The sequence below is a fragment of the Vulcanimicrobium alpinum genome, from assembly GCF_027923555.1.
GTDB classification, from domain to species: Bacteria; Vulcanimicrobiota; Vulcanimicrobiia; order Vulcanimicrobiales; family Vulcanimicrobiaceae; genus Vulcanimicrobium; species Vulcanimicrobium alpinum.
Map to the genome: position 1 here is coordinate 2,233,515 of NZ_AP025523.1, position 16,423 is coordinate 2,249,937.

A 16,423-nucleotide genomic window follows, 5' to 3' on the forward strand; every position below is an offset into this window, starting at 1 on the left:
GGACGCGGTCCGGATTGACGCGCCGCATCAGGCCGTTGCGGCGACGATACGTTCGGCGACTGTTCGTTGTTCAACGGGCGAGGCGGCGAACGCGCTGCGGGCGATTGCCAAGAGACCGCAGGCGAGTCCGACCATCGTTGGAAGCCTCAGCCACTGCATGAGAAGCGACGGACGCGCTAGCGTCGCGCGCGAGAAAGCCCCCCAACTGTTCTCCGCCAGCGTGCTCGGCGGGTAGACGTGCACGACAAAGTGCGCCGGAGGCGGACCGAAACCGGCGAGAGCGAGGAATAACAGCGAAAGCGCAATCACCGCCGACAAGCACGTGAGCACGAGGCCGCGCCGCTGGCCCAACGTGATACGCGCGAACACACCGACGAGCAGCGGAGACAACCCAGTCAGGATGCTCGTACTAAGAACGTTCCACGGAATCATGCTCAGTGACATGCCAGTGCCTGCGAGAATACGGACGTTCGGGAACCGCTGATAGACATAAAGCATTGCGGGAAACGCAATGGCAAGCTGCTGGAAGTGTACGTGGACGCCGCCGAACACGGCGAACGCCGGGGGTACGATCACCATTACCGCGGGGTCACCGGTGATGCGACAGAGCCGCCACGCAACGGCGACACCCAGGACCAACATCAGCGCGAACATGAACTCACCGCTGCGAATCGCGGTCTCCGGTGCAACGGCAAGCGACGTCAGGATCGACGTCAAGCTGAACTGCCACTCGTAGGCATTGGCAAGTGCATGGGCCGGCACCACGTCACGCAGATACGAGATCGTCGTAGGCACGCCGACCGCGAAGGCGCTCGCTCCTGCAAGCACTGCGCCGGCAGCAGCGAGTGGTAGACGCGTGCGCGGAAATGCGACAAACATGCCCACGATCGCCGCCAGCGCGACGTGGGGTTCGATGCTCGCGCCCGCGGCGCATAACGCGGCGGCGATCCATCGACCCTGTCTTGCCAAGAGCGCGGATGCAGCGATTGCGAGGAACACCAGTGGCACGGGCTGACCGACGTAGAGCGTCACCGTTGCGGTGATCGCAGCAAAGGCGAGATTGAGCAAGACGCTCGACGCACCAGTGACCCGAGCAAACAAAAGCACCGCACCGATCATCGCTCCGATCATCAGCAATTCAAAGATGACGGCTGCAATCGGAAACGGCAGGCGCGAGAGTGGTACGAACGCGAGCAGCGCATAAGGCGGCAAAGGCGCAGGAAGAGCGACAGGACGTAAAAACGCTGGTTCGGCCGGGGGGCCGGCAGCGGCTTCACACGACCGGAGCGGTTCTTCGAGATACGGGTTTGCGTGAGCGGCCACTGCCTGTCCCGCGCAGTAGAACGCGCGAAAATCACCCATGAGATATGTTTCGTGGCCGCCGAGACTCGTCATGACGATCATCGCGACGAGGATGGTCGGCGCGATAAACCAGGCAGTTCCGCGAGCGAGCATCGACTTCTGAATGACGAGCCTAGTTCGCAATCGTCATCGTCGACGACGTCCTCATCGACGGCACCAATGTCGAGACGAGCGGGATGAGGAAATGGAACGGGTACGTAACCGAAATCGTGACCGTACACCCGCGCGGCGGATTCGTCGTCGTTGACGTGCACCCGTTCTGCGTGGCGCAGGTCGTAGTCACGGTCATTTGGCTGGCGGTAATTCCCGGTGCCTGACCGCTGACGAATGCTTGCATCGGATCCGGGCTGGTGGCGCCGGTACATGCCGTTGCGCCGTTCACGATCGCGTAGCGGGTGCCCAGGCGCGCGGCCTCAGTCACGAGATGATAGGTGTACAGTGCGCGTCCAAAATCGATAATCCCGAACAGCAACGTAAACGATACGACGCTTGCCAGCGCAAACTCCGCAAGAACGGTGCCGCGACTGAACGTCACTGCGCTACCTGCATGACGGCCGTGCGCGACACGCTGATCGATCGCAGCGAGGCCGGCAAGAACCCGTAGTTCGTCAGCGATGACAACGAGCCGGTCACCGTGACGCTGACGAACGCAATTTCGTGGTTCGTCGCAGCGGGCGTGCAGCTGGACGTCGCAGCGACGGTGCACGCGAAATGTGTCGTCGGGGCAGCCCAGCAGGCGCAGTAATTCGTCGCGGTCGCACTGATGTTCGGCAGCGCCGCGGCGTCGGCTGTCGCCGCCGCCTGCATTCCGGTGAAGTCGCCGGCATTGCCCGGTTGTTGGGCGCCGTAAAACGCACCCGCCGTGGCTGCGTTTGCGATGCGGATGACGTAGTCGCCGTATCGCCCGATCTCGATCAGCCCGATGAGGACGATGAGGGTGAGCGGCGCAATCAAAACGAGTTCGACGAGCGCAGCACCGCGGCTCGCGCGCTGGAGCGGCTTGAAGTATTTCATCATTCCACGAGTACGGCGTTCAACGCCGAGGTGTTGTTGTACAGCGAACTGCCAGCGGCGAGGCCGCCCCCGTTCATAATAATGTCACCAGCGACGAGAAATGCGATCGACGGCAACTGGCCGTTGAACGTAAACGTCCCGTTGGGCGCGTAGACGCCGCCCATGTCCGTAATGGTTCCGGCAGCGCCGTTGACCGTGATTGCATTGACAAGGCTAGGAGGTTGATAGTATGCCACCCCTGCGCTGGGACCGCTGGTCGGTGCAACGATCGTGTTTAGAACGTTTCCACCGCTGAGCGTCGTATCCGCGCACACCGTTGAGGTGCAATTGTTGTAGATTGTGGCGCCGGAGCCGGTCACGGTGGAGACTATCAGGCTGCGGAACATCCCATTGTCCATAATGTAGAGACCGCCCGCGAGGATGATTGGCGACTGCGAATACGGTACGTGCGTGGCAGTCCCGCAATAATGGCCCGGCGGCAGGGGATTTGGCGGGAGAACGCCGCCGACATCCTGGCAGGGCGCCGAGAAGAGCCCGGGGTTTGTCGTGGAAAGGGTAGCGAGGTACGCGCAGCCGGCTATGCGCGCGCAGGGATCGGAGGTCGGTAACCCTTTTTGCGGTTGCGCGTGCGGGTAGCTGCCGCCGCCGGGGCCATTCCCTACGTATGAAATAAAGCTCGCATCGATATTGGCCTGACCGGTCACGGTCATATTGCCATTAACAATCACGCCGCACAGCGGAACCGTCGTGATTCCGCCTCGACCGCCGCCGTGGAGCGTCAGGTCGCCGCTAATGCTTCCCTTCATCACGTAGATGCAGCCGCCGCCGGTGTCGAGGCGCTTCGCAACCGCGCGGGCTTGTACCGTCTGCGCAAATCCCGACGGCATGATCGCGCCGAGGAAGAACGCCGGCATCACGCGCGCGACCGTGACTTCCACCGACTGTCCATTGCCGGCGTTCGGGCCGGTCGCCGGCGGCCAGTTCACCGTGACGGTGGTGTTCGCCGTCCCGCTCGTGTAACCGTTCGTCGTCGCGTCGTTCGTGCCGGCTGTCTGCACGTTGGCCTTATCGGTCGCATTGCTCGTGCTCGTCGTGTACGCGACTTCTGCCGCGGCAGCGATCGCGGCGCTGTCCGCAGCGGACTGCTCGAGCCGCTGTTGGTAGCGCCAGTATCCGACGTCCACGGCGAGCGCGGCGAAACCGCACAGCACGACCAGCAGCAGCGCGAAGATCGGCAGGATCTGGCCGCGCTCCCCCGGTCGCGTCGTGCGCTTGCGAATCGAAACAGTTGCCATAACGTCCTCTTTCGCTAGATATCCAACTCAGCGAGTCAGGATCTCGGGCGTCATCACGAACACGACGTCGGTCTGCGATGACTGATAGCGGGTCGAACGGAAGAGCTTGCCGAGGATCGGCAGGTCTCCGAGCAGGGGGATTTTATCGATATTCCGCTGTTCCACCCGCCGCAGGAGCCCGCCCAGGACGACCGACTCGCCGGACTTGGTGATCACGTCGGTCGAAAGTTTACTAGTCTTCAGCGCAGGGATCGTGAAGCCGCTGATCGTGACCCCGTCCTGGAAGTCGAGATCGGAGACTTCCGGAGCGATCACCGTTTCGACGCCGCCGTTGCCGAGGATCGTCGGCGTCACCTTGAGCTGAACGCCGAAATCCTTGTACTGGATAGCGATCTGCGAGGGGCCCGACGCGTAGGGGATCGGGATCTGACCGCCGACCAAGAAGTTCGCTTCCTTCCCGGGCATCGTCACGAGATCCGGCGAGGAGAGGATGCGCCCGTGGCCGCTCGTGATGATGAGGTTCAGCGTTGGCGCCAACGTGATCGTCCGGAAGAACGACCCGAGTTTCAGCGCCTGCCCCGGCCCGACCGGGTTCTCGACGACCGGGAATTGTGCCGATCCCAGTGTGTATGTAGAGCCGCTCGCGCTATTCTGGAACGTCGCGCTCTGGAGGTTGACTCCGAGTTGTCTCAGCGCGGTCTCGTCGACTTCGAGAATGTAGACCTTGACGTTGACCTGACTCGTCGTCGAGCTCTCGAGACGATCGATCACCTTACCGTCGATGGCGAGGTACGGGCCACCCAGCGCGCGGACGCGAGCGAGGACGCGTTCGGCAGTCGTACGGTCCGGGATCGTACCGCTGACGATCAGGTTGCCTTTGAGGTCGCGGTCGACGTGCACGCCCGCGGTCGCTTTGTCGGCGGCGAGTTCGTTCTCGAGCGGCCCCAGCGGCTGTGCGACCGTCACCGCGTTGACGACGGTGTACTTGTTCGCCGTCACCACCGGGTCAAAGCGCGCGACGATGTCGCTGAGCTGAACGAGCCGTTCACCGGTAGGGACGCTTCCCGCCAGCACGATCGAATGATCGAACGAGTCAACATGAACCGTCGGATCGTTGATCGACGACTGGATCATCCGCCTCAGATCTTCGAGGCTCTGCTCGAGCACCGTGATGTCGTAGCTGTGCCGGCCGCTGGTGGTCCACACGAAGAGCGTCGTGCGCCCCGGCGCCTTGCCGTTGAGGACGAGTTCCGAGTTCCCGATCGGGTAGACGCCGGCGATCTTGCCGTCGCCGACGGCGACCCGGGTGAGCGACGGCGCTCTGAGCACCATCGACTGGCCGGTGCGCACCGACAGCTGCGTGACCACGTCGGCCCGCGCGCTGAAGGGGACCGTGACGGCCGCCGCCGCGGCGAGTACTGCGAGAGACGTGCGAACGTTGCGCAAGCAAAGACCTCGTTCCGATAACAAAGCAGAACCGCGCGTGCGGCTTTGAACAGATTATGCACGACCCGGCGTTTCCATGGCGTTGTCAGACCGTCAAGTTTGGCCCCGCGGGCTTTTCAGAGGGTGGGCCGGGCGTTTACGATGCGGCCACGATGCGTGTCAACAGCAAGTGGTCAACGATCGCTCTGGCCGTGACGGGGTTCACGGCTCTCGCTGCTCCGGCGGCGCGAGCCGCGGATGCTACGGCGACCGGCCCCGGGGTTACCCTGAACGTCTCCCGCGTCATCGGCGCGGAAGCTCTTTCAGTGTCCGGGAGTGCTCCGGCCGCGCGTCCCGTGGAAGCGGCTCTGTACGCGACGTACTCACGTGACCTTCCCACGGTGCTTCTCAGCCGCCGCGTCATCGATACCGACGCGTCCGGCAAGTTCACCACGACCATCCCGACCGCTCCGGCATACTTCGCCGGCGCGATCCTGACGGTCGTCGTACGGCCCCTCCCGGGAGGAGCCCGCACGTCGGCCTCACTGCCCGTGGCGCCTCCCAACGTGCCGGCCCCGCCGGACACCGACCCCAATCGCTAACCACCTCCCCCTCTTCCAAGGAGAACCCATGCTTCGCACCATCAATTCCGTTCTCGTCGACGATGCCGGTCAGGGCCTCGCCGAATACGGCCTGATCCTCGGGCTCATCGCCGTCGTCTGCATCGCTGCCGTCGTGTTCCTGAGCGGAAAAATCCAAGGCATCCTCAGCAACGTCGGAAGCAGCATCTAATGTCCGGGGCCGTATTGGCCCCGATCCTCACCGTTCACGCTGCGCTGCGCGCCGCTCTCACGGATGACGATTCGGGCCAAGGACTCGCAGAGTACGGCCTCATTCTCGGTCTGGTTGCCCTTTTGTGCATCACGGCGGTGCTGTTCCTGAGCGGACAAATCTCCGGCGTGATGAGCTACTTGGGAACCAGTCTCTGATGCCGGAACGCTGCGGCGACCCTTCTGCGGTTCGCCGCAGCGCGGCCGGTTTTACTCGATGACGATTACGACACTTCTTCTCCTCGCCGCGACGCTCGTCGCCGCGGCGATCGACGTCCGAACTCGCCGGATTCCGAACTTGCTCACGGGCGGGCTCGCGTTCGCGGCGATCGGCATCCATGTTCCCGCGGGCCTCGGCCCCGCCGGAGCTGCCGTCGCGGCGATGCTCGCGGCGTTTGCGCTCGGAACGGTCGCCTTCAGTCTCGGGTGGTTCGGCGGAGGCGACGTCAAGCTGATCGCGGCCGCCAGCGGTCTGGTCTCATTTCCCGACTGCATCGCCCTCGTCGCCTACATCCTCGCAGCCGGAGCGCTGCTCTCCCTCGTTTCTGCGGCCGTCAACGGACGGCTGGTCTCGCTCGTTCGCAGCACCATCGCGGTCGCGACGCACGGCGCGCCGACCGAAACCAATAAGCTCCCGTACGGCATCGCCATCGCCGCCGGAAGCCTCTTCTACTCACTCTCGCAACTCGTGCCCAGTCTGAGGTTGCCCCTATGAATCGCCGCATTCCGCTGATCGTCGGTATTTTGCTCGCTCTGGGGACGGGAGTGCTGCTCCTGAACTACCTGAGCTCCCAGCGCGCGCAGACGCCGCAGGTCGCGTCGAAGACGGTCGTGCTCGCAGCCGCCGAGATCCCGCCGCGTGCCCTCATCACGCCGGCGATGCTCACGACGGCGGAACGGCCAGTCACGCAGATCGATTCGGACGCCATCACCGACCAGCATCTAGCGGTCGGGAAGTACTCGCTGATCACGATCCCCGCCGGCAGCGCTCTCACGACGTCGAAAGTCGGTACCGCGGAAGCGTTCGCACTGCCGTCGCGTCTGCCGCTGGGCATGCGCGCGGTGAGCATCGCGGTCGATCGCGTCAAGGGCGTTGCCGGGCTCATCCAGCCGGGCGACCGCGTCGACGTCATCGCCGTCCCGCCGCGCGTCGGTCAAGAAACCCCGCAGGCGTCGGCGATCCTGCGCGGCGTGCTCGTGCTCGCGATGGGCAACGACCTCGAGTCGGCCCGCGCCACGCCGAGCCCCGACCAGCAGAACCTGACCACAGTGACGCTCGCGCTCACGCCGAAACAGGTGGACCTGCTGATGGCAGCCGACCTCAACACGGTGCTGCGCCTCGCGTTGCGTCCGCCGAAGGAGCCGATCCGCGCTTATCCGGCGGAGCCGCTCCAGCTCGGCGTCCCCGCCACTGTCGGACAGCCGGCCGCACCCGTTGCAGCACCTGCCCCCGCCGTGGCCGCTGCGCCCGTCGCACAGCCCAGACTCGCCGCCGCGCCGGTTGCGCCGGCGCCCGCGCCTCGCAAGCCGTCGAGCGTTCTGGTGATCGACGGCGACCGGGCCGTCGATAACAGTCAAAAATGACCCCTCGCATCTACATGGTCGTCGGCGCCAAGGGCGGCGTCGGCGCGACCACGATCGCCCTCGAACTGATCGACGAACTGCCCTCCGACGGCCCGCGCGTCATCGTTGACGCCGACCTCGGGGGGCGGCGCGCTATCGCCGTCTCCTTCGACGCGGTCTCTGCGCTCGATCTCGCCCGCGTTCCCGGCACGCCGGGAACGGCAAAGACGAACAACGGGATGACCGTGGTCGAACTTGCGCGCACGTACGAAGACGGGTTCATCCTGACCTCGAACGGCGTCGAGAACACCGTTGGAAAGCTTCTCGCGAGCAGCGGTCTCATCGTCGTCGATTCGCCGCAGCCGTTTGCTGCCACGGTGCGCCCCTTCATCGCGCGCGCCGCGCAGATCGTCGTGGTCACCGAGCCGACCTTGCTCGGCGTCGCATCGGCACGCTCGATGTTCGCCGCGCTCGAACGCTTCGGCATCCCCAACGAGCGCATCGCGTTCGTGCTCAACAACCCGCGCGGGATCGCCGAACTGCGCCGCAACGAGATCCAGGGCGCACTCAAGACCACGATCGCCGCGGAGCTTCCGTCAAAGCGCGAGCGCACCTACGAACGCGCGTTCAAACAGTTCGCGGCACAGCTTGCCGCCGCACAGTCGGGTCCGGAACTTACCGGGCTGCGGCAGTCGACCGCCAAGCCGCTGGGCGATCGCCGCGAAGCGCGGCGGGATTACGCCGCTGCTCCGCCGGTTGCGGCATTCCCGGGAAGCCAAGGGAAACCGCAGGCGGTCGGCGACAACGGCGCCGTGCCGGCTGCTCCGAGCGAGGCGCTCGAGCGCGTCAAAGCCGAGCTCCACGGCACGCTGATGAAGCGGATCGACTTCCTGGCCGCGGCACGCGCGCACACCGACGCGCAGAAGATGGCCGAACTGCGCCAGCAGGTCAACGGCATCGCCGATGAGTTCCTGGCGAAGAAAACCGAGGAGATCACCTCCGCCGAGGAAGCCTCACGCATCCGCGCCGAGGTCATCGCCGAAGCGCTCGGCCTCGGGCCGCTCGAGAGTCTGCTCAGCGACGGGTCGATCACGGAAATCATGGTCAACGGGCACGCGAACGTCTACATCGAGCGTCGCGGGCGCGTCGAGCGCACCGCGAAGCGCTTCGTGGACGATCGCCAGGTTCGGCTTGTCATCGAGCGCATCATCGCCCCACTGGGGCGGCGCCTCGACGAGTCGAGCCCGATGGTCGACGCGCGTCTCCCCGACGGCTCCCGCGTCAACGCGATCATCGAGCCGCTCGCGATCGACGGACCGACGCTCACGATTCGCCGCTTCGGCACGAAGCGTTTCGGCATCGACGACCTCATCGCGGTCAACGCCATCACCCCTCCGGTCGTCGACTTCCTGCGCGCCTGCGTCGAAGCCCGCCTGAACGTCCTCGTCAGCGGCGGTACCGGCTCAGGGAAGACGACGCTCCTCAACGCGCTCTCGAGCTTCATCCCGAAATCGGAACGCATCGTGACGATCGAGGACGCGGCCGAACTCAAGCTCGATCAGCCGCACGTCGTGCGGCTCGAGTCACGGCCGGCAAACCTCGAAGGCAAAGGCGCGATCCCGATTCGCGAACTCGTCCGCAACTCGCTGCGTATGCGTCCCGACCGCATCGTGGTCGGCGAGTGCCGCGGCGGCGAAGCGCTTGACATGCTGCAGGCGATGAATACCGGTCACGACGGCTCGCTCACCACGATCCACGCCAACACCGCGCGCGACGCCGTCGCCCGCGTCGAGACGATGGTGCTGATGGCCGGCTTCGATCTGCCGGTGCGCGCTATTCGCGAACAGGTTTCGAGCGCCGTCGATCTGATCGTGCAGGTCGCGCGCCTGCGCGACGGTTCGCGCCGCGTCACCAACGTCAGCGAAGTCGTCGGCATGGAAGGCGACGTCGTCACCATGCAGGATCTCGTCGTCTACAACCAGCGCGGCGTCGATCCCCAAGGCAACGTGATCGGCGAGTTCGAGCCGACCGGCGTCCAGCCGACATGCCTCACGCGCTTCGAAGAAATGGGGATCGAATTCGACCCGGTCATCTTCAGCGGCAATACCCCGACCGCACGTCGGGCAGGAGCAACATGGCTGCGGTAGCACCCTTTGCGATCGTCCTCTTCGGCGTCGCTGCGATCGGTCTGCTCTTCACGTCGTTCTGGGCTCCGATCCTCAAGCGCCTGGAAGGGATCGGAACGCAGTTCACGATCGATCTCGATATCTGCGACATGCGCATCCAACCGACGCAATACGTGCTGGTCTGGCTCGGTATCGGCGTCGGCGCCTGGGTGCTGACATTGCTGCTGCTGCGGCCCGCGCCGCTCATCGCGTTTCTGCTGTTGCTCGCGTTCGTGCCGCTCTCGTATCTGATGGCGCGGACCTGGTTGCGCCGCAAGCGCGCGGCGCGCGTCGCACTATTCCGCGAACAACTCGAGACCGCGCTGCGCACACTCGCCGGCGGCCTTCGCGTCGGTCTCGGGATCCGGCAAGCGCTGATCATGGTCGGCGAGCAGAGCCGAGACCCGGTGAAGCTCGAGTTCACCCGCGTCGTCGGCCTCACCAACATCGGGATGAGCATTCTCGACGCCTTCGATCAAATGGCATTGCGCATGACGAATCCGGAAACCGGGATGCTCGCGCGCGTGATTCGCGTGCAGTCGCAGACTGGCGGCGACCTCGCCACCGTCCTCGACAACCTGGCCACGACGATCCGCGACCGCCGCCGGCTCTTCCGCCGCATCAGCGCGGTGACGGCGCAAGGACGCGCAACGGGGTGGCTGCTGGGGATGCTGCCGATCGGCGTTGGACTGTTCGTCGTCATCTCGCAGCCGATGCTGCGCGGGGCGATGCTGCAGACGACGCTCGGTCAAGTACTCCTCGCGATCGCGCTCGCGCTCGACGCGCTTGCCGTCTACTTCCTGCTGAAGATCACGAAGGTCGATCCATGAGCCCGCTGCTCGCCAATCCGTATACGCTAGCGCTCGGGGGCGCGGCGTCCACCTTCCTCATCGTGCTGTCGACGATTCCGACGCCCAGCTCGATGGCGAACCGTCTCAACAAGCTGGAAAAGGTCAAAGAGAAAGACCTTTTCCAGCGCAACATGATCATCCAGCAGATCGTCACCAAAGAGCGGCAGACGCAGACGAAGCAGCGGCTCGTCGAAGCCGGCTGGTACAACCTCTCGCCGACGCAGATGACGATCCGCGGCATGGGCGCGCTGGGTTTGGGAACGGTCGTCGGCATCGCGCTGTGGCTGCTCGCCGGCAACTCGGTCCTCGGCATCATGCTGGGTCTGTTCACGGCGCTGGTCGCGTGGCGTCTCCCGTCGTTCTTGCTCTCGCGCGCGATAAAGAAGCGCAAAGAAGAGATTAGCCGCGAACTCCCCGACTTTCTCGACCTGCTCTCGACGACCGTCGAAGCCGGACTCGCGCTCAACGCTGCGCTGATCCAAGCAACCGAGGCCGCACAAGGATCGCTGAAGGCCGAGCTGCAGTCGACGCTCTCCGAAATCAAGCTCGGCCGATCGCGTGCCGACGCGCTCACGGCGATGGCCGACCGTGTCAACGAACAAAGCGTCACCACGATGGTGACGGCGGTCGTACAGGCCGAGAAGCTCGGTTCGAATCTCACCGTCGTCCTACAGGAACTCGCGAAAGATACGCGCGACCGCCGCTGGATGCTCGCCGAAGAGACGGCCGCGAAGCTGCCGATCAAGATGATCATCCCGATGGCGCTGTTCATGATCCCGTCGCTGTACCTGATGATCTTCGGCCCGGTCATCGCGCAAACGGTCACCAACTGGGGCAAATGATCGCCTCGGTCGCCGCCCTCTTCACCGCAATCGCCTTCGGCGTCGCGGGGTGGCTGGGTTCTGGGCTCGGCGTGGCCTTGTGCCGCGACATCGTCGCGCACGACGACGGTCCGCGCCCGGTCGCGTTTCCGGCCTGGCCGTTCCCGGTTGCGGGTGCGGCGGTCGGGCTCGCCGCGCAATTGCACGGCGCCAGCGCCACGCACCTCGCGATGCTGTTCGTGGTCGTCGCGGCGCTGGCCGCGTGCGCCGCGTCGGATCTGCGCTGCGGGATGATCCCGGATGTCTGCAGTCTCGGCGCGCTCGCGCTCGTCCTCGGTTTCGCCGCGTTCGAACGCAACTGGGGATCGCTGCTCGGCGCCGGAGTCGTGTTCGTCCCGTTCGCCGGCGCGGCGCTCGTCTCGCGCGGACGCGGGATGGGCTGGGGCGACGTGAAGATCGCCTGCCTCGGCGGCGCGCTGCTCGGCGGCCCGGATGCGACGCTGGCGTTCATCCTCGCGTCGCTGGCGGCCTACATCATCGCGCGCAGGTCGGGGGAGCGCCGCCCGATCGCCTTCGGCCCCTACCTGACGGGATCGATCTTTCTCGCGCTCACTTTAGAACGTTCGGTATGAGGCACATGGGTCTGCTCAAAAACGCCAGCACCGGCACGATCATCGCGACGCGCGTCGATCGTGCGGCCAGCTTCCTGCAGCGCGCCGTCGGCCTGCTGGCGCGTCCGAACGTCCGGCCCGACGAGGGCCTCTGGATCGAGCGCTGCAACGCAATCCACACGATGGCGATGCGCTCGCCGATCGACGTCATCTTCGTCGACGACACAGGCCGCGTCAAACGCGTCGTCCACCACGTCAAGCCGCACAAGCTCGCCGTGACGTGCTTCTCAGCGAAGGCCGTGATCGAGCTCGGCGCGGGGACCCTCGAAGCCGAAGACGTGCTCGTCGGGGACCTGCTCGAACTGGTGTAATCGGCCGCCGCGCAGGCGGATCGCAAGCCACGCAATCGTTCCGCCGACAATGGGTATGGCTAGCGGATCGATGAACAGGACGGGCGAGAAGAGCGCGGTATCTGCGACGAAATAGACAGCGGAAATAAGTCGCGTTCTAAGGGGCTCGCGTAAATGCGTCGCGCACCAAGCGATCGCCGGCAGCGCCAAGACGGCGTCATATGCCCATGCGTGAGCGCTGAGCGCGAGACCGGCAAGGCATGCGAAGCTCCCGGCTTCAAGGTCGCGAGCAGATCGTGATGCGACGGCGGAGGCCACACCGAGCAAAACACAGATCGCCCCAATTAGCCACGGCGCCGCGCCGACACGATTCAAGAGTCCGGGCAACGCCAATGCCATTGCGGCATTCAGGCGAAAGTCTTGTGCGAAATATTGGTGGACGAGTTGAGCTAGCGTCGTCGGCCACATTGAGTCTCCGCCGGTCGCCATCACGCTCACCACGTACAGAAGTGCACCGATCGCGGCCGCACTCATCACCTCGCGTAATCGCCCACGGACTGCCAAAACCAGCACGAGCGGCAACGCATACGTCGGCTTGTAGAGCAGCAGGCCCAAAGGAAGCGCCGTGCGCAACGGAGCGTTTTCCACCATGCCGGAAATTGTAAGAAGAGAACACAGCAGCCCGAAGGTTGCATTCTGCCCCGCAACCAGCGCCGCATAAAGGGTAGGCCACCAAGCGAAAACGAGGGCTGTCGCGATCGACTGCGAGATGCGATAGCAGCGCGCCAGGACAATTGACGAGACTCCGGCGCACAGAACCATAAACGTTGCTTCAATCGCGAACCCGACACTGAGCGGCAGCCTCGAAAGCGGAGCGATCGCATAGGCTGCGGCCGGGACGTACAAGAACGCCTGCCACAGCTCGGGCGGATGCAGCAACGCAGGGGTTCCCGCCCGGGATCCGGCGATCGCAAATGCACGCCAATCCCCGAAGTCATGGTGAATCGTCCACCACACGGGCGCTGCGGCATAGATCGTCAGCAGCGCGGTCCAGAACCAGAACCGGCCGCGTAGGATCCGCAGCGGCTCGGCGTACACGGGGTCAGCGCGCCGCGACGCGCACCGAACGGACGAGGACTTCTTCACCCGAACCGGAGCCGTACGAGCAGGTCAGGTAATACGTCCGTGCGGCGCTGATTGCGGGCGTGCGCAGCGAGATCGTGCGCGACGTCGACGGCACGTCGGCTTCGTCGATCGCGAGCCCCGCGTCGTCCTGCAGCCGCAGATGCATCCCCGAGACGTAGCGCTTGATGAGGATGCGCAGAGGCTCGCCCGCGACCGGCGTCCCGGCGATCGCGAACGGTTCGTCGCCGGTGGTGGTGGTCGTCTTGTCGTCGGCCGGCACCACGGCTTCGGGGATCTCGTCCGGCGAGATCGTAGGCGGCGCGTCGGTGTTCGCAGCCGCGGTGTTCTGCGCGTCGGCGCGCGAGGCGTCGGCGGGCACGGCATTTGCCGCTGCAGCCGCGGCGACCGCCGCCGGATCGACGACCGGCTGGACTTCGACCATCGCGGTCGCACGCGTTTGGCCGCGGCGCACGTTCAGGCGCACGTCGAGCGGCTTGTCGTGAAACTGGCCGGGGATCGCGATCCGCTCGGTGCCGCGGTGCTGGAACGGCGCGCGGCCGACGACGTTGTTCTCGTGATCGGTGACGAGCAGTTCGCCCTCGTCCGCCACCGCGAGATACGAGGCCAGGATGCTGTCGCCGCCGCCCGTCGCGTCGCGATGGACCGTGAGCGCGGCGACCCGCGCAGCGTTGGCGAACTTGAGCGGCTCCGGCGCCGCAACCGCGAACGACGCGCTCTTCGAGACGGTCCCCAGAACGCCGGCGACCGAGACGGCGACGGTGACGTTCTTATGCGCGCTCGAGGGCGGCAGCGCGAGCGCGATCTCACCGCGCTTCGACGGCAAGTCACCGGATGCGATCACCGCGCCGTTCTCGATCGAGGCGACGTACCGCGCGTTCCCCATCCCGCGCGTCGCGTACGGCAGATGCACGAGGTCGCCGGCGAACGCGTGCGAGGGCGCGGCGATCGTCGGCGCGTCGGGGAGCGTTGAGGCGAAGACGCCGCCGCCCGCGGCGGTGAGGCCCAGCGCGACGAGCGCGACGCCGACGCGCAGCGCGCTCAGACGCCGCTTCGGTTCGTACGGCGGCGGCGGCGCGGCGACGTGGAGCATCATCCCGTCGGACGCGATCTCCAGGAAAAACTGCGTGTAAGGCCGGTTCGGCGCGGGAAGCGGCACCGCGATTCGCGACGAGCTCATCGAGCCGGCGCTGACGTCCAGCGTCCCGAGCTCGACCGCCGTCCCGTCGCGTTCGACCCCGATCAAGCGTCCGCTGACGACCGTCCGCACGGAGGCCAGGCGGATCTCGTACCACATCGTGCCGGCACGGCGGTCGACGCCGCCCATCCGCACGTCGGCCGCAACGCCGTCGTTCGCAAACCGGACCAGCTTCGATCCGCCGGGCGGCCGATACGGCGCGATCGCGTTCATGCCGTCTGCAGGGCAGCCGTGATCTTCCGCAACGGCAAACCGCGGCGCTCATACGTGCGCGCGGCATCGAGATCTCGCATTTGCGTGAACAGTTCGACGAGGCGGTCGAGCACCATTCCGAAACGCGCCATGTATTCGCGGACGTGCGGCGCGAGGACCGGTTCGACGGCTTCGGAGGCCAGCAGATGGTCGGTGTAGAGGCGTTCGGCGGCCGCGTAGTGGCGGCGCGCGCTCTCGAGCTCGCCGCGCCGCTCTTCCATCGCGCCGTACTCGACGTGTTCGGAGAACCGGCGCGCGTCGACGGTCGCATTCTCGAGGTTGATCGAGATCGTCGCGTCGATCTGGAGGAACCGTTCGGCCTCGCAGCCCGCCGCGTCGGCGATCGAGCGGCGCAGGCGGCTGAGCGACGTGCGCAGGCCCTGCATCGCGACTGCCTGCGGCACGTCGGGCCAGAACGCGGCGATCAGTTCCTGGCGCGTGACGCGCGCATCGGGGGAGAGCGCGACGCACACCAGCACGTTCTGGTCGCGCCGGCGGGCGAACACGACGTGACGGTCGCCGACGCGGCACGCGAAACGGCCCAGCAGGTTGAGCGCGAGCGGCTGCGAGGTTTCCGGCTCGGCGCGTCGGCTCTTCACCAGCGACCGGGTCGCGAGCCGGCGCAGGATGCGGTACGGACGAAGCGAGCCGCGCACGTCTGCGACCGGACATCCGGCGGCGGCGAGCTCGGCCAGCACCGGCTGGGTGCATTGCGCGCGATCCCGGAGCGCGGCGAGGAACGCATCGCGCATCCCGGTGTCGCGCGAGCAGTGCTCGGCGACGAATTCGATGAGCAGCGGCCCGTAGCGCGACGACCAGCGCTCGAACGCGTCGCGCATCCGTCGCGTGTCTTCGGTCGCGCTGCGCAAGATCCATGTGAGCGGGAGCGTCCAGCCTTCGGTGACGTGCAGCAGCTCGGCCAAGTCTTTGGCGTCGTAGGTCAGGCCGAGGCGGTCAGCGAGCTGCTGCGTCTCCGCGAGATCGAAGGCGAGATCGGTGCGATCGATGACGCTGCCGAACCCGCGCGCGACGATGTTCTGCGCGCGCAGGAGTCGGCACGAACGGCTCGAGACGATCAGGCGCGGCGCATGCGGCGCGCAGGAGACGACCGCCTTGAGCAGTTCGTCGATGGCGGCGGGAAGCGCGAGGTCGAGATCGTCGATGATCAGTTGCGAGTTCGTCGGAACGCTCGCGACGATCCGCTCCAGTTCCGCGATCGTCATCCCGGGGCGCGCGGCGACGTACTCGGTCCGGGGGTAGGCCGCGGCATACTGCAGCAGCGCGGTCGTCTTGCCGGAACCGGCAGGCGCGCACACAAACCGTACCGGACGATCGGCGCGAGATTCCAACGCAAGAAAAACCCGCTCGCGTTCGATCGCCGCCGGATCAAGAACCACACTTCCGTGTTTCGACGGCATGCTGGACTCCAACGGTCGTCGGCGCGGCCTCCAAACAGGACGCCGCCTGCCGTACAAACACTATCGGCCGAAGCCGACGAAAATTCTTGCCGTCGTTACCAACAAAAGACACGGAGCAACCGGCC

The 16,423-nt window shown here is 65.9% G+C and carries 17 protein-coding genes; 9 read left to right on the forward strand and 8 right to left on the reverse strand.

Annotation, left to right across the window (positions count from 1 at the left end):
• Positions 1–27: 27 nt before the first annotated feature.
• Genes WPS_RS11515 through WPS_RS11535 form a run of 5 tightly spaced genes read right to left on the reverse strand, consistent with a single transcriptional unit; the run spans position 28 to position 5,117 of the window.
• Positions 28–1,455, reverse strand: coding sequence for a glycosyltransferase 87 family protein (locus WPS_RS11515; RefSeq protein ID WP_317994625.1), 1,428 nt, complete (start codon positions 1,453–1,455; stop codon positions 28–30).
• A gap of 19 nt (positions 1,456–1,474) precedes the next feature.
• Entirely contained in the window at positions 1,475–1,897 is a 423-nt protein-coding gene (locus tag WPS_RS11520) for a TadE/TadG family type IV pilus assembly protein (RefSeq protein WP_317994626.1), read from the reverse strand.
• Entirely contained in the window at positions 1,894–2,379 is a 486-nt protein-coding gene (locus WPS_RS11525) for a TadE/TadG family type IV pilus assembly protein (protein WP_317994627.1), read from the reverse strand. The genes WPS_RS11520 and WPS_RS11525 overlap by 4 nt, the downstream gene beginning before the upstream one ends.
• The gene (locus WPS_RS11530) at positions 2,376–3,671 is read right to left on the reverse strand and encodes a pilus assembly protein TadG-related protein (RefSeq protein WP_317994628.1); all 1,296 of its coding nucleotides are present in this window, start codon (positions 3,669–3,671) and stop codon (positions 2,376–2,378) included. Before WPS_RS11530 ends, WPS_RS11525 begins: the two co-directional genes overlap by 4 nt.
• Before the next feature lie 27 nt (positions 3,672–3,698).
• Positions 3,699–5,117, reverse strand: a complete 1,419-nt coding sequence (locus tag WPS_RS11535) for a type II and III secretion system protein family protein (protein ID WP_317994629.1) — start codon at positions 5,115–5,117, stop codon at positions 3,699–3,701.
• A gap of 609 nt (positions 5,118–5,726) precedes the next feature.
• Here WPS_RS11535 and WPS_RS11540 point away from each other — a divergent pair.
• From WPS_RS11540 to WPS_RS11580, 9 genes are read left to right on the forward strand one after another with little or no spacing between them, the layout of a single operon-like run.
• Positions 5,727–5,888, forward strand: a complete 162-nt coding sequence (locus WPS_RS11540; RefSeq protein ID WP_317994630.1) for a Flp family type IVb pilin — start codon at positions 5,727–5,729, stop codon at positions 5,886–5,888.
• Complete coding sequence (locus WPS_RS11545; RefSeq protein ID WP_317994631.1) at positions 5,888–6,085, forward strand: Flp family type IVb pilin; 198 nt, start codon at positions 5,888–5,890, stop codon at positions 6,083–6,085. The genes WPS_RS11540 and WPS_RS11545 overlap by 1 nt, the downstream gene beginning before the upstream one ends.
• Before the next feature lie 58 nt (positions 6,086–6,143).
• The gene (locus WPS_RS11550) at positions 6,144–6,641 is read left to right on the forward strand and encodes an A24 family peptidase (RefSeq protein ID WP_317994632.1); all 498 of its coding nucleotides are present in this window, start codon (positions 6,144–6,146) and stop codon (positions 6,639–6,641) included.
• Positions 6,638–7,510, forward strand: coding sequence for a Flp pilus assembly protein CpaB (gene cpaB, locus WPS_RS11555; RefSeq protein WP_317994633.1), 873 nt, complete (start codon positions 6,638–6,640; stop codon positions 7,508–7,510). The genes WPS_RS11550 and cpaB overlap by 4 nt, the downstream gene beginning before the upstream one ends.
• Positions 7,507–9,636, forward strand: coding sequence for an ATPase, T2SS/T4P/T4SS family (locus tag WPS_RS11560; protein WP_317994634.1), 2,130 nt, complete (start codon positions 7,507–7,509; stop codon positions 9,634–9,636). Before cpaB ends, WPS_RS11560 begins: the two co-directional genes overlap by 4 nt.
• Positions 9,624–10,484, forward strand: a complete 861-nt coding sequence (locus WPS_RS11565) for a type II secretion system F family protein (RefSeq protein WP_317994635.1) — start codon at positions 9,624–9,626, stop codon at positions 10,482–10,484. The genes WPS_RS11560 and WPS_RS11565 overlap by 13 nt, the downstream gene beginning before the upstream one ends.
• On the forward strand, positions 10,481–11,347 hold the full coding sequence (locus WPS_RS11570; RefSeq protein WP_317994636.1) for a type II secretion system F family protein: 867 nt from the start codon (positions 10,481–10,483) through the stop codon (positions 11,345–11,347). The genes WPS_RS11565 and WPS_RS11570 overlap by 4 nt, the downstream gene beginning before the upstream one ends.
• The gene (locus WPS_RS11575; protein WP_317994637.1) at positions 11,344–11,958 is read left to right on the forward strand and encodes a prepilin peptidase; all 615 of its coding nucleotides are present in this window, start codon (positions 11,344–11,346) and stop codon (positions 11,956–11,958) included. The genes WPS_RS11570 and WPS_RS11575 overlap by 4 nt, the downstream gene beginning before the upstream one ends.
• Positions 11,959–11,963: 5 nt before the next feature.
• Positions 11,964–12,308, forward strand: a complete 345-nt coding sequence (locus tag WPS_RS11580) for a DUF192 domain-containing protein (RefSeq protein WP_317994638.1) — start codon at positions 11,964–11,966, stop codon at positions 12,306–12,308.
• On the opposite strand, the gene WPS_RS11585 is transcribed toward WPS_RS11580, so the two are convergent.
• From WPS_RS11585 to WPS_RS11595, 3 genes are read right to left on the reverse strand one after another with little or no spacing between them, the layout of a single operon-like run.
• On the reverse strand, positions 12,225–13,385 hold the full coding sequence (locus WPS_RS11585; RefSeq protein ID WP_317994639.1) for a glycosyltransferase family 87 protein: 1,161 nt from the start codon (positions 13,383–13,385) through the stop codon (positions 12,225–12,227). The genes WPS_RS11580 and WPS_RS11585 overlap by 84 nt on opposite strands.
• A 4-nt stretch (positions 13,386–13,389) precedes the next feature.
• Positions 13,390–14,841 (reverse strand): hypothetical protein, encoded by a 1,452-nt coding sequence (locus WPS_RS11590; protein ID WP_317994640.1) that lies wholly within the window; start codon positions 14,839–14,841, stop codon positions 13,390–13,392.
• Positions 14,838–16,196, reverse strand: a complete 1,359-nt coding sequence (locus WPS_RS11595; protein WP_317994641.1) for an AfsR/SARP family transcriptional regulator — start codon at positions 16,194–16,196, stop codon at positions 14,838–14,840. Before WPS_RS11595 ends, WPS_RS11590 begins: the two co-directional genes overlap by 4 nt.
• Positions 16,197–16,423: the final 227 nt, after the last annotated feature.

Bases quoted from the DNA above. Each gene is read 5' to 3' on its own strand.
- WPS_RS11515 (WP_317994625.1), bottom strand. From the start codon at position 1,455: ATGCTCGCTCGCGGAACTGCCTGGTTTATCGCGCCGACCATCCTCGTC.
- WPS_RS11525 (WP_317994627.1), bottom strand. From the start codon at position 2,379: ATGATGAAATACTTCAAGCCGCTCCAGCGCGCGAGCCGCGGTGCTGCG.
- WPS_RS11530 (WP_317994628.1), bottom strand. From the start codon at position 3,671: ATGGCAACTGTTTCGATTCGCAAGCGCACGACGCGACCGGGGGAGCGC.
- WPS_RS11540 (WP_317994630.1), top strand. From the start codon at position 5,727: ATGCTTCGCACCATCAATTCCGTTCTCGTCGACGATGCCGGTCAGGGC.
- WPS_RS11545 (WP_317994631.1), top strand. From the start codon at position 5,888: ATGTCCGGGGCCGTATTGGCCCCGATCCTCACCGTTCACGCTGCGCTG.
- WPS_RS11550 (WP_317994632.1), top strand. From the start codon at position 6,144: ATGACGATTACGACACTTCTTCTCCTCGCCGCGACGCTCGTCGCCGCG.
- cpaB (WP_317994633.1), top strand. From the start codon at position 6,638: ATGAATCGCCGCATTCCGCTGATCGTCGGTATTTTGCTCGCTCTGGGG.
- WPS_RS11560 (WP_317994634.1), top strand. From the start codon at position 7,507: ATGACCCCTCGCATCTACATGGTCGTCGGCGCCAAGGGCGGCGTCGGC.
- WPS_RS11565 (WP_317994635.1), top strand. From the start codon at position 9,624: ATGGCTGCGGTAGCACCCTTTGCGATCGTCCTCTTCGGCGTCGCTGCG.
- WPS_RS11570 (WP_317994636.1), top strand. From the start codon at position 10,481: ATGAGCCCGCTGCTCGCCAATCCGTATACGCTAGCGCTCGGGGGCGCG.
- WPS_RS11575 (WP_317994637.1), top strand. From the start codon at position 11,344: ATGATCGCCTCGGTCGCCGCCCTCTTCACCGCAATCGCCTTCGGCGTC.
- WPS_RS11580 (WP_317994638.1), top strand. From the start codon at position 11,964: ATGGGTCTGCTCAAAAACGCCAGCACCGGCACGATCATCGCGACGCGC.
- WPS_RS11590 (WP_317994640.1), bottom strand. From the start codon at position 14,841: ATGAACGCGATCGCGCCGTATCGGCCGCCCGGCGGATCGAAGCTGGTC.